At 65.3% G+C, this 13830-nt stretch carries 11 protein-coding genes; 9 read left to right on the top strand and 2 right to left on the bottom strand.

The window, feature by feature from the left end; all coding sequences use genetic code 11:
* Positions 1–150 precede the first annotated feature (150 nt).
* Positions 151–1119 (top strand): catechol 2,3-dioxygenase, encoded by a 969-nt coding sequence (locus NLN62_RS44010; RefSeq protein WP_254112889.1) that lies wholly within the window; start codon positions 151–153, stop codon positions 1117–1119.
* Between the two features lie 97 nt (positions 1120–1216).
* Here the strand turns inward: NLN62_RS44010 and NLN62_RS44005 are convergent, their stop codons facing one another.
* Both NLN62_RS44005 and NLN62_RS44000 read right to left on the bottom strand, forming a co-directional pair.
* On the bottom strand, positions 1217–4741 hold the full coding sequence (locus NLN62_RS44005) for a molybdopterin cofactor-binding domain-containing protein (protein ID WP_254112887.1): 3525 nt from the start codon (positions 4739–4741) through the stop codon (positions 1217–1219).
* Entirely contained in the window at positions 4741–5223 is a 483-nt protein-coding gene (locus tag NLN62_RS44000; RefSeq protein ID WP_027523680.1) for a (2Fe-2S)-binding protein, read from the bottom strand. The genes NLN62_RS44005 and NLN62_RS44000 overlap by 1 nt, the downstream gene beginning before the upstream one ends.
* A gap of 251 nt (positions 5224–5474) precedes the next feature.
* Between NLN62_RS44000 and NLN62_RS43995 the strand changes: the two genes are divergently transcribed.
* The 8 genes from NLN62_RS43995 (at position 5475) to NLN62_RS43960 (ending at position 13730) form a co-directional block, all read left to right on the top strand.
* Positions 5475–6932 carry a hypothetical protein gene (locus tag NLN62_RS43995; protein ID WP_027523681.1) on the top strand — a complete coding sequence of 486 codons (1458 nt, stop codon included), beginning with the start codon at positions 5475–5477 and terminating at the stop codon, positions 6930–6932.
* Entirely contained in the window at positions 6929–7828 is a 900-nt protein-coding gene (locus NLN62_RS43990) for a UPF0280 family protein (protein WP_254112886.1), read from the top strand. The genes NLN62_RS43995 and NLN62_RS43990 overlap by 4 nt, the downstream gene beginning before the upstream one ends.
* Positions 7829–7855: 27 nt before the next feature.
* On the top strand, positions 7856–8440 hold the full coding sequence (locus NLN62_RS43985) for an amino acid synthesis family protein (RefSeq protein WP_254112884.1): 585 nt from the start codon (positions 7856–7858) through the stop codon (positions 8438–8440).
* 81 nt (positions 8441–8521) lie between these two features.
* Positions 8522–9724 carry an ABC transporter substrate-binding protein gene (locus NLN62_RS43980; protein ID WP_027523684.1) on the top strand — a complete coding sequence of 401 codons (1203 nt, stop codon included), beginning with the start codon at positions 8522–8524 and terminating at the stop codon, positions 9722–9724.
* A gap of 155 nt (positions 9725–9879) precedes the next feature.
* On the top strand, positions 9880–11769 hold the full coding sequence (locus NLN62_RS43975; protein WP_254112882.1) for an ABC transporter permease: 1890 nt from the start codon (positions 9880–9882) through the stop codon (positions 11767–11769).
* Positions 11766–12557, top strand: a complete 792-nt coding sequence (locus tag NLN62_RS43970; protein WP_254112881.1) for an ABC transporter ATP-binding protein — start codon at positions 11766–11768, stop codon at positions 12555–12557. The genes NLN62_RS43975 and NLN62_RS43970 overlap by 4 nt, the downstream gene beginning before the upstream one ends.
* A complete protein-coding gene (locus NLN62_RS43965) occupies positions 12554–13258 on the top strand; it encodes an ABC transporter ATP-binding protein (RefSeq protein WP_027523687.1) in 705 nt (234 codons plus the stop codon). The genes NLN62_RS43970 and NLN62_RS43965 overlap by 4 nt, the downstream gene beginning before the upstream one ends.
* A 16-nt stretch (positions 13259–13274) precedes the next feature.
* Complete coding sequence (locus tag NLN62_RS43960) at positions 13275–13730, top strand: MarR family winged helix-turn-helix transcriptional regulator (protein WP_254112880.1); 456 nt, start codon at positions 13275–13277, stop codon at positions 13728–13730.
* Positions 13731–13830 lie beyond the last annotated feature (100 nt).

Here is a 13830-nt window from a genome sequence, read left to right as displayed (position 1 = left end):
AGACCTAATCATTTGTACATTAGTACAAATGAACCGGCGGCCGGCAGGCCGCCCCGCGCGCATGCAGGTTCCGCCGTGGCATCCGCAAGCCCGCGTCGACATTCCGGGATCCGTGGAGAGCGGATCGCCCGACACGCCATGGAGGAAATGATGCAGCCCGAACCGATCCTCGATCTCGCCCATCTCGGCCACATGGAGCTCTTGACGCCCAAGCCCGACGAGAGCCTGAAATTCTTCGTCGACGTCATGGGCATGACCGTCAGCGGACGACAAGGCGAGTCGGTCTATCTGCGCGGCTGGGATGACTATGAGCGCTATTCGCTAAAACTCACGGCGTCGAACACCTCGGGCATGGGTCACATGGCGCTGCGCGCGCGCAGCCAGCAGGCGCTGGAGCGGCGCGTCGCGGCGCTCAAGGGTTCCGGCTTCGATATTGGCTGGATCGACGGCGATATGGGGCAGGGGCCGACCTTCCGCTGCCGCGATCCCGACGGCCATATCGTCGAGCTCTATTACGAGACCGAATGGTATCAGGCTCCGCCCGAGCTGAAGCCCGCGCTGAAGAACCAGGCGCAGCGCTTTCCCGCGCGCGGCGTCAATGTGCGCCGCCTCGACCATCTCAACTGCCTCGCGGCCGATATCAAGGCCAACCGCGAGTTCTTCGAGACCTATCTCGGCTGCCGCCTCACCGAGCAGATCGTGCTCAACGACGGCCGGGAAGCCGCGATGTGGCTGACGATGTCGAACAAGAGCTACGATTTCGCCTATTCGCTCGACCATTCCGGCGTGCCCGGCCGCTTCCACCACGTCACCTACGCGCTCGACAGTCGCGAGGAGATTCTGCGCGCCGCCGACATCTTCCTGGAGAACGGCGTCTACATCGAGACCGGCCCGCACAAGCACGCGATCCAGCAGACCTTCTTCCTCTACGTCTATGAGCCCGGCGGCAACCGCGTCGAGGTCGCCAATGCCGGCGCGCGCCTCATCCTCGCGCCCGACTGGAAGCCGATCGTGTGGACCGAGGAGGAGCGCAAGAAAGGCCAGGCCTGGGGCCTGAAGACGATCGAGTCCTTCCACACCCACGGCACGCCGCCGGTGGACGTCAAAAAGCACGCCTAAAGCGCGATGAGATTTGGATGAATCGTCATCGCGCCTTAGGTTGTTGTTTGTGCATGATCTTTTCGGAAAACCGCTTCACACTTTTCCGGATCATGCTTTAGGGCGCGGCGCTGCGCACGCGTGCGATCGTCTCCTTGATGCCGCTCCACGCCGGCTTGTCCGGCGCGAACTGCTTGCGGAGGAACGAGACGAGCTCTTCGATCTGCCCGTCGCTCATGCCGTTCTTGAAGGCGGGCATGTAGCCGAGGTCGCTTGATGCGGGCTCGGTGATGCCGTGCAGGATGACCTGCACGAGATTGTCCGGCGCGCTGCTGTGCAGATTGCTGTTGAGTGACAGCGAGGGTCTGCTGCCGAACAGCGGCAAGCCGCCAACCTCGTGACAGACGGCGCAGGCGCCCTGATAGAGCCGCGCGCCGGTGGACGGGGCGACGGTGACTTGCGTTGCGCGCTCGAGCTGGGCCGCGAGCGCGTCCTGCGCCTGCCGGTCGATCGCGGTGTCGTTGAACGAGCCGAGATAGACCGCCATCGCGCGGATGTCGTGATCGGGCAGGGCGGCGAGGTCCCGCACGATCGGCGCCATCGGGCCCGCTGCGACGCCGTGGAAACGCGAATGGCCGGTGCGTAGATAGGCGTAAAGCTCGTCCTCGCTCCAGGGAACCGGCGCCCGCGACAGCGATGTCAGCGCCGGCGCTTCCCAGCCCTCGGCGAAGCCGCCGGCAAGATAGGAGCTGCGCTGCTCGGCGCCGAGCGCATTGCGCGGCGAATGGCAGGCGCTGCAATGGCCGAGGCCTTCGACGAGATAGGCGCCGCGATTCCAGAGCTCGGACTTGGTCGGATCCGGCTTGAGCGTCGTGGTTCGATGGAACAGCGCATTCCAGCCGGCCAGCAGCGGGCGAAGATTGAACGGGAAGGCGAGCGCGTTGTTCGGTGTGGTCGCACTCACTGCGGACTGCGCCATCAGGTGCGCGTACAGCGCCTGCATGTCGGCGTCGCTTGTCTTCGCAAAATGCGTGTAGGGGAATGCAGGATAGAGCTGCCGGCCGTCGCGATGCAGCCCCTCGCGCATCGCGCGCTCGAAGGCCGAATAGGACCATGCCCCGATGCCGGTCTCGACGTCGGGGGTGATATTGGTGCTGTGGATCGCACCGAACGGCGTTTCCAGCGCGCGGCCGCCTGCGTTCAATGCGCCGCCTATGGTGGTGTGGCACTCCGCGCAATTGCCAAGCGCGGCGAGCTCTGCGCCGCGCGCGATTGTCGCGGCCGAATAGACGGACGCATCGGGCCGCGCGATCGGCGCGATAGCGCGGCCCGGCAGCATGGCGGCGCCGATGCCGATCGCGGCCGTGCAGAGCGCGGCCATCGTCGCGAAGACGCCGGTGCGTTTTGCAAACGGATTTATCCAGGAGCGAGCAGGCGCGGCCGCCGGTGCAGGTAACGCCTGAGGCTCAGGCGGCGCGTCGCCACGCAAACCCCTGAGAACGCGCTCCGGCGTGAACGGCGGCTCGCGGAAACGTACGCCGGTCGCATCGAAGATCGCATTCGCGATCGCCGCAGCGCTCGGCACCGAGGCGGATTCGCCGACGCCGAGTGGCGGCTGGTCCTGACGCGGCAGCATCAGCACGTCGATTTTGGGCACGTCGGGGAAGGGGATGATCGGGTAGGCGCCCCATTCGCGCGCCGCGACCGCTCCGCGCTCGAAGGAGACCTCTTCCATCAGCGCGCGGCTGGTCGACTGGATCACGTTACCCTGGATCTGGTGACGCACGCCGTCCGGATTGATCATCAGTCCGGAATCCTGGCCGGCGACGATGCGGGTGACGCTGACATCGCCGGTCGCCTTGTTGACGGCGACGTCGGCGATCCATGCCGACCACGCCGCGCCATAGCCGGGAAACTTGCTGTGCACGTAGAGCGCGTAAGCGAAGCCGCGCCCGTGCACGATCTCGCCGTCCTTGTCCTGCCGCACCGGCCGCGGTGTCCAGCCCGCGCGCTCGGCTACCGCATTGACGAGATCGACCGCGCGCCGGTCCTTCAGATAGCGCTGGCGATACTCGATCGGATCGACACCGGCTTCAGTCGCAAGCTCGTCGATGTAGGACTCATGTGCAAAGGTGTTCGGCAGCGCCGAGACGCCGCGAAGCCAGGAGGCGCGCACGATCGGCGGCATGTCGTGCGCGACGACGCGCATGTGATCGTAATCGTAGGGCGGAATGGCGGTGCGGTCGCCCATCTGGAGCACGTCGGGCGAGGGCGAGATCCGGCCGGTGAGAAGCAGCGCAAGTGTCGGCGCGGCATTCGAAGGATAGCGCGTGGCGAGATCGTAACCGGCGACGCCGCCGTCGGCGTTCAACCCGCCATTGACGTCGATGAGCTGCGCAGTGCCCTTCGGCTCCCAGGCGTGTTCCTGCTCCCGCGTCAACTGCACGCGCACGGGCCGGCCGACCGCGCGCGAGAGCAGCAGTGCATCTGCGGTGACGTCATCGGCGCAGTTGCGGCCGTAGCAACCGGCGGCCTCGAGCCGGATCACCTCGATCTCGGACTCGGGCCGCTCGATCAGCAAGGCAAGGTCGGTGCGCAGGATGTGCGGGTTTTGCGTTCCGGACCAAACCCGGATGCGCCCGTCCCCGAAATCGGCGACGGCACAGGACGGCCCGATCGAAGCGTGCATCTGGTAGGGCCAGACGTAGGTGCGCTGCATCGGCTTGGCGGCGGCGGCGATAGCTGCGCTCACGTCGCCTTTGTCGATCAGCGTGCGTGGCGTCGACGGGTTGGCGCGTAGCGCAGTCTCGAGATCGGCGAGATCGGGCAGGGCGGGTGTCGGCTTCCAGGTCACCTTGAGCCGGCTTGCGGCCAGAATCGCATTCTCCTCGCGCTCGGCGACGACGCCGACGAAGTCGCCGATGCGCACGACGCCGACGAGGCCGGGAATATCGCGCACCGAGGACTCGTCCACCGCGATCAGGCTGGTGCCGACGAACGGCCCGGCGTCGACGCCGGCGTAGGGCGGGCGCACGACGCGGCCGTGCAGCATGCCGGGAACGCGGATGTCGTGCACGAAGGTCAGCTCGCCCGTCGCTTTCGCTGGCAGGTCGACGCGCGGCACGGACTGGCCGACGATGGTGTAGTCGCCGACGGGCTTGACCTGCACGTCCTCGGCGAGCTCGAGACGGATGATCTCATCGCCGATCAGCTCACCAAAGCTGACGCTACGGTTGTGGCCGCGAACCAACCCATCCTCAATGCTGAGATCCGCAGCCGGCAGCTCCAGCCGCTCGGCGGCGCGCGCGATCAGAAAATGCCGCGCTTGCGCGGCGGCCTTGCGCAGGGGAACGGCGGTGATCTGGATCGTCTCGCTCGCAATCGTCGCGCCCTGGTTCGGCACGACGGCCGTATCGCCGAGCACCACGACGACGCGGGCAAAGGACACGTCGAGCTCTTCGGCGACGATCTGGCCGAGCGCGGTGCGGATGCCGGTGCCAAGATCGACATGGCCGTTATAGGCGCTGACTGAACCGTCCGCGGTGATGCGGACGAAGGTCTCGGACGTGCCATCGTCGAGCGCGCGGGCGATGACGAGCGAACCGGAGCGCCGCTCAGTTCCATTCGAAACAGCGGAGGCCATCAATCACCGGCCTCGGCGAGCTGGCCAGATGCGCGCATCACGGCGCGCAGGATTTCGACATGCGTGCCGCAGCGGCAGAGATTGTAGCGCAGCGCCGCCATCGCCTCCTGCTCGGTGGGCTGAGGGTTGATCGCAAGCAGCGCCTTCGTGGACATGATCATACCGTTGAGACAGTAGCCGCATTGCGCGGCCTGCTCGTCGATGAAGGCCTGCTGCACCGGGTCGGGATTTTCGCGCGTGCCGAGCCCCTCGAGCGTCACGATGTCGCGCCCGGCGCAACCGCCGATCGGAATGACGCAGGAACGCGCGGCCGCGCCATCAATCAGGACAGTGCAGGTGCCGCATTCGCCGAGGCCGCAGCCATATTTGGGACCGTTGAGCGCGAGGTCGTTGCGCAGCACATAAAGCAGCGGCGTCTCCGGCGCGGCGGCGACGTCATGGATCCTGCCATTCACGGTGAGGCGGATCATAGTCTGCGTCATCTCTGGTCCCGGCGCGGTGCGCGCGCATGTCAAATTGCGAAGCCCGACGATACCGTTTGTACACAAACGTGCAAGCACCGCATGCCGCACTGCAGCGCGGTTGCCCGCTTTGTGGACAGGGCGGGCAGGCAGATGAGGTTTTATTCGGCAGCCTCACGGTTTTGCCGGTGGCGCCGCTTGACAGCTTCCGGCATCGCGCGCAACATCGTTCGTATACGAATGATAAGCCCCCGTGATCCGCTGGCTTTGACATGGTGACTGAAGCGACGAGCGCTGCCTCCGACAAGATCCGCTGCGATGCCTGTCCGGTGATGTGCTACATCAAGCCCGGCGCGGCGGGCGCCTGCGACCGCTACGCCAATCACGACGGCAAGCTCGTCCGCGTCGATCCGCATATTATCCTCGAGCGCACGGTGTCGCATGGCGGCAAGCTGGTGCCGTTCAGCCGGTCAGAGGATTGGGACGGCAAGATCGTCCATGAACCCTCGACCTTCGTCACTGCGATCGGCGCGGGCACGACCTATCCCGACTACAAGCCGGCGCCGTTCATCGTGTCATCGGAAGTCGATGGCGTCGATATGGTCACCGTCGTGACTGAGGGCATCTTCTCCTATTGCGGCGTCAAGGTGAAGATCGATACCGACCGCTATCTCGGCCCGGAAAGCGCGGTCGTGCGGGCGCAGGGCGAGGCGGTCGGCCACGTCACGACCAGCGAATATGGGTCGCAGATGCTGTCGCTCGGCGGCGTGCATCATTTGACCGGCGGCTCCAAGAAGGAAGGCCGCGTCACCTGCGACACGCTGATGGACCTCTCCAACTGCAAGCCGGTCGAGTTCACGATCGACGGCGGCGCGACGGTGGTGGTGCAGGCGGGAGAGCCGCCGATTGTCAACGGCGTGAAGGAAGAGCGCATGCGGGTCGGCTGCGGCTCGGCGACGATCGGCATGTTCGCAAAGCAGTGGCACGGCAAGGTCGATGAGGTCGTCGTGGTCGATGACCACATCACCGGTGTGCTCAGCGAGCACCAGGCCGGCAAGCTGCTCGACATCGCCGACACCGGCATCAAGATGAAGGGCCGGCGCTCGACGCCCGGCCGCTATTTTCAGGTCGCCGATCCCGGCACGGGCTGGGGCGGCACCAACATCTCCGATCCGCTGTCGATCCTTGGTCCCTTCGACGCCAAGGAAGCGAAACCCGGCCTGACCATGCTGATGGTCTCCACGACCGGCGAGCACGCGTCCTACTATGTGCTCGACGATGCCTTGAAGCCGGTCGAGACCGAGATGCCGGCGGATTTGCGATTCTCGGTCGAGCGCATTCAGGAAAATTGCGAGCCGGCCTTGTGCACCGTGCTGTTCATGGCGGGGGCCGGCGGTTCCTTGCGTGCCGGCGTCACTGACAATCCGGTGCGGCTGACGCGCTCGGTGAAGGATGCGCTGACACGCGTCACCAGCGGCGGTGCGCCGGTTTATGTCTGGCCCGGCGGCGGCATCACCTACATGGTTGATGTCACGCAGATGCCGGCCGGTGCGTTCGGCTATGTGCCGACCCCGGCTCTTGTCGCGCCGATCGAGTTCACGATGAGGCTATCCGACTATGCCGCGCTCGGGGGCCACATGGACCATGTGCGTCCGCTATCCGAGGTCCAGGAGAGCGATGATATCCGCCAGGTGCCGTGGCAGAACCCGATCCCGGGGCGGCGCGCATGAGGAGGCTCCCGCAAATCGCATTGCTGTCTGATGGCCGGCGGCTGCATTTGCAGGATGGTCCGATTGATCTGATCGTCGAGGCGAGGGGAGCCGAGCATCCGGTTCGCGCGGCCTATGAGGCGGCGGCACGGCGCTTCACCGGCCTGCTCGACGAGCTCTGCGACGAGCTGACGGAATTGCGCAAGGCGGCGCAGCCGGCGCAGTGTTCCCTGAAAGGCGTCGTCGCGCGGCGCATGCACGGCGCCGTTGCTCCCTATGCCGGCGATTGCTTCATCACGCCGATGGCCGCGGTCGCGGGCAGCGTATCGGAGGAGATTTTGGGTGCGATGCTCGGTGCAGCGCATCTCGAGCAGGCCTATGTCAACAATGGCGGCGACATTGCGCTTCATCTGGGTGAGGGCGAGCGCTTCACCGTTGGCCTTATGGATCGACCCGACCGCGACGGCGTGATGCGGGCGATGACGATCGAGGCCGACGATCCGGTCCGCGGCATCGCGACCAGCGGGCGCCATGGCCGCAGTTTCTCGCTCGGTATCGCGGATGCAGTGACGGTGCTGGCAACGACGGCCTCGCAAGCCGATGCGGCAGCGACCGTCATCGCCAATGCGGTCGATCTGCCCAACCATCCGGCGGTCAAGCGCTGTCCGGCGAACGAGATTCAGCCCGACAGTGATCTCGGCGCGCGTCTCGTCACCCGCGAGGTCGGCGCATTGTCGCAGACAGAAGTTCGTGATGCGCTGGAATTTGGCGCAGAATGTGCACGGCAATTGTTCGATCGCGGACTGATCGAGGGTGCCGTGCTCAGGCTATGTGGTGATATGCTTGTCATCGGACCTAAGGATATTGAACGGCGACGATCGCGCCCGCCTGCACTGGAGAACGCGGTCCATGCCTGATCAGGAAACGAATCTAGGGAAACCGACATGAGCGCGATCATCCGCAAGATCGTCACGGTCGTCGAAGAGACGCAGATGGAGATGGGGAGGTCGGTGTCGCCGCCGACCCGACGCGCCGCGGCGATCGCCGTGATCGAGAATCCCTTCGCCGGAAAATACGTCGAGGACTTGTCGCCGCTGATCGCGATCGGCGAGGAGCTCGGCGACCTCTTGTCGAAGCGCGCGGTGGCGGCGCTCGGCATCGAAGGCTCGAAGGTGCAGAGCTACGGCAAGGCCGCCGCCGTCGGCGAGAACGGCGAGCTGGAGCATGCGGCCGCGATCCTGCATCCGAAGATGGGCGCGCCGGTGCGCAAGGTCCTGAGCAAGGGCGCGGCGCTGATCCCGTCGTCGAAGAAGCGCAGCGGTCCCGGCACAACGCTCGACATTCCCTTGGGCCACAAGGACGCGGCCTTCGTGCGCAGCCATTTCGACGGCATGGAAGTGCAGATCAACGACGCGCCGCGGGGCAACGAGATCATGGTCGCGGTGGCCGTCACCGACAGCGGCCGTCCGCTGCCGCGGATCGGCGGGTTGACGGTTGCCGAAATCAAGGGCGAAGACGGGCTGCGTTAGAGCATGATCCGGAAAAGTGGGAACCGGTTTTCCGATAAGATCATGCTCAAGAAATAGAGTCTTAAAACACTGGAGGTTGGGATGCGAGCAACGAAGTATTTTGTGGGCGCGGCATTCGCGCTGTTGGCCGGTGGTATGGCCAGCTCGGTGAAGGCGCAGGAGATCAAGATCGGCGAGATCAACAGCTACTCGCTGCTGCCGGCGTTTACCGAGCCCTACCGCAAGGGCTGGCAGCTTGCCGTCGAGGAGATCAACGCGGCCGGCGGCATCAACGGCAAGAAGCTCGTCGTGATCTCCAAGGACGACGGCGGCAAGCCCGCCGACGCGCAGACCGCGGCAAACGAGCTCGTATCGAGCGAAGGCGTGGCGATGCTCGCGGGCACGTTCCTGTCGAACATCGGCCTTGCCGTGAGCGACTTCGCCAACCAGAAGAAGGTATTTTTCCTCGCGGCCGAGCCGCTGACGGATGCCGTCACCTGGTCGAAGGGCAACAAGTACACGTTCCGGCTGCGTCCCTCGAACTACATGCAGGCCGCGATGCTGGTTGAGGCCGCGGCAAAGCTCCCGGCAAAACGCTGGGCGACGATCGCACCGAACTACGAATACGGCCAGTCGGCGGTCGCCGTGTTCAAGAAGCTGATGTCGGAGAAGCGTCCCGACATCCAGTGGGTCGACGAGCAGTGGCCGCCGCAGGGCAAGATCGATGCCGGCCCGGTGGTGCAGGCAGTCGCCCAAGCCAATCCGGAAGCGATCCTCAATGTCACCTTCGGCGCCGATCTCGTGAAGCTCGTGCGCGAAGGCAATACCCGCGGCCTGTTCAAAGGACGCGAGGTCGTCTCCTTCCTGACCGGTGAGCCGGAATATCTCGATCCGCTCAAGGACGAGACGCCCGAGGGCTGGATCGTGACGGGCTATCCCTGGTACTCGATCAAGACGCCCGAGCACGACGCGTTCCTGAAGGCCTATCAGGCCAAGTACAACGACTATCCGCGCCTCGGCTCGATCGTCGGCTACCAGACCATCAAGTCGGCGGCCGCGATCCTGGCAAAGGCCGGCTCGACTGATCCAGAAAAGCTGATCGCGGCGGCCGAGGGCCTCTCGGTAGGCTCGCCCTTTGGCGAGATCACCTTCCGCAAGATCGATCACCAGTCGACGCTCGGGGCCTTCGTCGGCAAGACCGCGCTGAAGGACGGCAAGGGCGTGATGGTCGACTCGTCCTACAAGAAGGGTGCGGATTATCTGCCGAGTGACGCCGAGGTCGAGAAGCTCCGTCCGAAGGATTGAGTTTCTCCGCTGTCGTAGGGTGGGTTAGCCGAAGGCGTAACCCACCACGGTCTGTCCCGCGGCGAAAGAAGTGGTGGGTTACGCTTCGCTAACCCACCCTACGAAGTTATCGCTCCCCGCGCGGGGAGCGCACAGAAACCCAACCCGGACCGCCGATGGCCTTTTACGTCGTACAGTTTCTGACCGGACTCGCCAGCGCAGCGTCGCTGTTCCTGGTGGCCTCGGGCCTGTCGATCATCTTTGGCGTGACGCGGATCGTGAACTTTGCGCACGGCGCCTTCTACATGATCGGCGCCTACATCGCTTTCACGCTCACGGACCGCTTTTCCGGGGCATTCGGGTTCTGGGGCGGGATCGTTGTCGCCGCGCTCGCGGTGGCGTTGATCGGCGTCCTCGTCGAGATGGTGCTGCTCCGACGCATCTATCACGTTCCCGAGCTCTTCCAGTTGCTCGCAACATTCGGCTTGACCCTGATGGTCCAGGACCTTGTGGTCCTGATCTGGGGTCCTGATGACCTTGTTGGCCGTCGCGCGCCGGGCTTCAAGGGCGCGGTCGATTTCTTCGGCCAGAACATCCCGAGCTACGACCTGTTCCTGATCGTGCTCGGACCCGTGGTGCTCGGCATCCTCTGGCTGCTGTTCCAGCGCACCCGGTGGGGCGTGCTGGTGCGCGCGGCGACGCAGGACCGCGACATGGTGGCGGCGCTGGGCGTCAATCAGAAATGGCTGTTCACGTCAGTTTTCGCGGTTGGCGTCTTCCTCGCGGCGCTCGGCGGCGCGCTGCAAATCCCGCGCGATGCCGTGCATCACGCCATGGACCTGCGCATCATCGTCGAGGTCTTCGTCGTCGTCGTGATCGGCGGTCTCGGCAGTATCGTGGGCGCCTTCGTCGCGGCGGTGCTGGTCTCCGAGCTCAATGCCTTCGGCATCCTGATTTTTCCGAAGATTTCCATCATCCTGGTCTTCCTGGTGATGGCGGTGGTGCTGATCGTGCGTCCCTGGGGCCTGTTCGGCAGGCCCGAGGCGCCCGCGCGCCGCACGCCGGGCCTTACCGTCAATCCCTGGCGTCCGCTGACGTCGAACGAACGGTTGGCTGCGCTTGCCGCACTCGTCGTCGCAGCAGCGTTGCCGCTGTTCGCCGGTAACTACGCGCTGACAGTCGGCTCGGAGATCGCGATCTTCGTCATCTTCGCCGTCAGCCTGCATTTCCTGATGGCGGTCGGCGGCCTCGCATCCTTCGGCCACGCGGCGTATTTCGGCCTCGGCGCCTACGGCGTCGCGTTTCTCGCCAAGATGGCGGGACTGCCGATGATCGTCTGCCTGCTGGTGGGGCCGCTGCTCGGCTGCCTCGGCGCCGCCGTGTTCGGCTTCTTCGCCGTGCAGCTCTCGGGCGTCTACTTCGCAATGCTGACGCTCGCCTTTGCGCAGATCGTGTGGTCGATCGCGTTCCAGTGGGTCAGTGTCACCGGCGGCGACAACGGCATTCTGGGCGTCTGGCCGTCGAGCTGGGCGGCGAGCCCATCGCATTTCTACTGGCTGGCGCTCGGCGTCGCCGCGCTCGTGACGATCGCGCTGCGCATCGCGGTATTCTCGCCATTCGGTTACGCGTTGCGCGCCACGCGGGACTCCGCACTGCGCAGCGAGGCGATCGGCATCAATGTCAAGCGCATGCAGTGGACGGCGTTCGTCATCGCGGGAACGACGGCCGGCATCGGCGGCGCGCTGTTCGCCTACCTCAAGGGCAGCGTCTTCCCCGACAATCTCGGTATCTCGCTCTCGGTCGATGCGCTCGTGATGGTGCTGCTCGGCGGCGTCGAGACGGTGTCGGGCGCGGTGATCGGCGCGATCGTCTACAAGGCGCTCAACATCTGGCTCGTCAGCCAGACCGACCTGTCAAAGCTCGTGCTCGGCGCCTTCATCGTGCTGATCGTGGTCGTCTTCCCGAAGGGGATCGTCGGCATGCTGGAAATGCTTGCGCAGCGGCGCAAGGGATCCTCGCCGCCGGGCTCGACATTGCTCGCCAAACCGATCGGGTCCGCCGAATGAGCGTCGCCCCCACACTTCTCGCGGTCGAAGGCCTGACCAAATCCTATGGCGGCATCCACGCCGTGCGCGGCGTCTCATTCGAGCTGCGCGCCGGCGAGATCTTGGCGCTGATCGGGCCGAACGGCGCGGGCAAGAGCACCTGCTTCGACATGCTCAATGGCCAGAACAGACCGGACGCCGGGCGCATTTGTCTGCTCGGCGAGGATACGACGGGCAAGAAGCCGCGCGAGGTCTGGCGCCTCGGGGTTGGCCGCACCTTCCAGATCACCGCGACATTCGCGACCATGACGGTGCGCGAGAACGTGCAGGTCGCGTTGATCTCGCATCAAAAGCACCTGTTCAATCTCTGGGGCTCGGCGCCGCGGTTCGACCGGGACGAGGCCGTGCGCTTGTTGGAATTGGTCGGCATGGGGGGCTATGCGGATCGTCCCTGCGGCGAGCTCGCCTATGGCGACCTCAAGCGGCTCGAACTTGCGGTTGCGCTTGCCAACGAGCCAAAGCTCCTGCTGATGGACGAGCCGACCGCCGGCATGGCGCCGCGCGAGCGCATCGACCTGATGCGGCTCACCGCGCGCATCGCGCGGGAGAAATCCATCGGCGTGCTCTTCACCGAGCACGACATGGACGTCGTGTTCGAGCATGCCGATCGCATCATCGTGCTCAACCGCGGCACCCTGATCGCCGAGGGGGCACCGACGGAGGTGCGGGGCAATCCGCAGGTGCAGGCAGTCTATCTCGGCGAGGGCCTCGTCTACGACGCCCGCCATCGCGAGGGGGCCTCAACATGAAGCTCACGGTCGAGGGGCTCAACAGCCATTACGGTCCGGCCCATATCCTGTTCGACGTCGCCCTCGAGGTCGGTGACGGTGAGGTGGTCGCCTTGCTCGGACGCAATGGTGCCGGCAAATCGACGACCTTCCGCTCCATCGTCAGTCTGGTGGCGCAGCGCTCGGGCCGCATCATGTTCGAGGGCAGGGACGTCTCGGCCCGGCCGACGCATGAGATCGTGCGCGGCGGGCTCGGTTACGTGCCGGAGGAGCGCCGCATCTTCACCGACCTCACGGTCGAGGAGAATCTCGAGGTCGGCCGCCAGCCGAAGCGGCCGAACGCGCCATACTGGACGCGCGAAAAGCTGTTCACGCTATTCCCGAACCTGAACGAGATGCGCAACCGGCCGGGTGGCCGCATGAGCGGCGGCGAGCAGCAGATGCTGACCATTGCCCGCACGCTGATGGGCAATCCATCGCTGGTGCTCTTGGACGAGCCGTCGGAGGGGCTGTCGCCCAAGATCGTCGAGCAGATGGTCGATGCGATCCTGACCATGAAGAAGGAAGGCGTCAGCATCGTCGTTTCCGAGCAGAATTTGCATTTTGCAAAGCTGATCTCCGATCGCGCCTATATCATCGAGCGCGGCCGAATCTGTTTCGGTGGTACGATGGCTGAGCTCGATGCGCGCCCGGATATCCGCGACGCGCATCTGTCATTGTGAAGGGGGCGGAGCGGGAATGGCGAGGGGCGTCGCAGCCAAGAAGAGCGTCAGACAGGCTAAGCCGCCTTATGTGCTCGACGAGCAGATCGGCTTCATCCTGCGCCAGGTCTGGCAACGCCACACGGCGATCTTTGCCCGTGATATCGGCACCAACCTCACGCCGACGCAATGGGCGGCGCTGTCGAAGCTCGCCGAGACCGGGCCTTGCTCGCAAAACCAGCTCGGACGGCTCACCGCGATGGATGTTGCGACCATCAAGGGCGTGATCGACCGGCTCAGCGCCCGCGGGCTGACGGAGACAAGTCAGGATCCGGAGGATGGACGGCGGCTGCTCGTGAGCCTGACGCGCGCCGGTCAGCAGCTTGCGGAGAAGGTCGCGCCGAATGCGCTCGCGATCACCCGCGAGACGCTGGCACCGCTCGACGCCAGGGAGCGCGAGATGCTGATGGCGCTCCTAGATAAGCTAAGGTGATTGTCGTTCTGGGGCGGACAACGAATGTGAATCGGAGTTCCAGAACTGGTTTGCGGACGCCGCCCGGAGGAATCGTTTCCCCAGAATTCGCCTGCCAGTC

This window comes from Bradyrhizobium sp. CCGUVB23, assembly GCF_024199885.1.
Classification (GTDB): domain Bacteria; phylum Pseudomonadota; class Alphaproteobacteria; order Rhizobiales; family Xanthobacteraceae; genus Bradyrhizobium.
This window is presented reverse-complemented; position numbering and strand designations above follow the sequence as displayed.

Coding starts and splice junctions, on each gene's coding strand:
- NLN62_RS44010 (WP_254112889.1), top strand. CDS start 151: ATGCAGCCCGAACCGATCCTCGATCTCGCCCATCTCGGCCACATGGAG.
- NLN62_RS44005 (WP_254112887.1), bottom strand. CDS start 4,741: ATGGCCTCCGCTGTTTCGAATGGAACTGAGCGGCGCTCCGGTTCGCTC.
- NLN62_RS44000 (WP_027523680.1), bottom strand. CDS start 5,223: ATGACGCAGACTATGATCCGCCTCACCGTGAATGGCAGGATCCATGAC.
- NLN62_RS43995 (WP_027523681.1), top strand. CDS start 5,475: ATGGTGACTGAAGCGACGAGCGCTGCCTCCGACAAGATCCGCTGCGAT.
- NLN62_RS43990 (WP_254112886.1), top strand. CDS start 6,929: ATGAGGAGGCTCCCGCAAATCGCATTGCTGTCTGATGGCCGGCGGCTG.
- NLN62_RS43985 (WP_254112884.1), top strand. CDS start 7,856: ATGAGCGCGATCATCCGCAAGATCGTCACGGTCGTCGAAGAGACGCAG.
- NLN62_RS43980 (WP_027523684.1), top strand. CDS start 8,522: ATGCGAGCAACGAAGTATTTTGTGGGCGCGGCATTCGCGCTGTTGGCC.
- NLN62_RS43975 (WP_254112882.1), top strand. CDS start 9,880: ATGGCCTTTTACGTCGTACAGTTTCTGACCGGACTCGCCAGCGCAGCG.
- NLN62_RS43970 (WP_254112881.1), top strand. CDS start 11,766: ATGAGCGTCGCCCCCACACTTCTCGCGGTCGAAGGCCTGACCAAATCC.
- NLN62_RS43965 (WP_027523687.1), top strand. CDS start 12,554: ATGAAGCTCACGGTCGAGGGGCTCAACAGCCATTACGGTCCGGCCCAT.
- NLN62_RS43960 (WP_254112880.1), top strand. CDS start 13,275: ATGGCGAGGGGCGTCGCAGCCAAGAAGAGCGTCAGACAGGCTAAGCCG.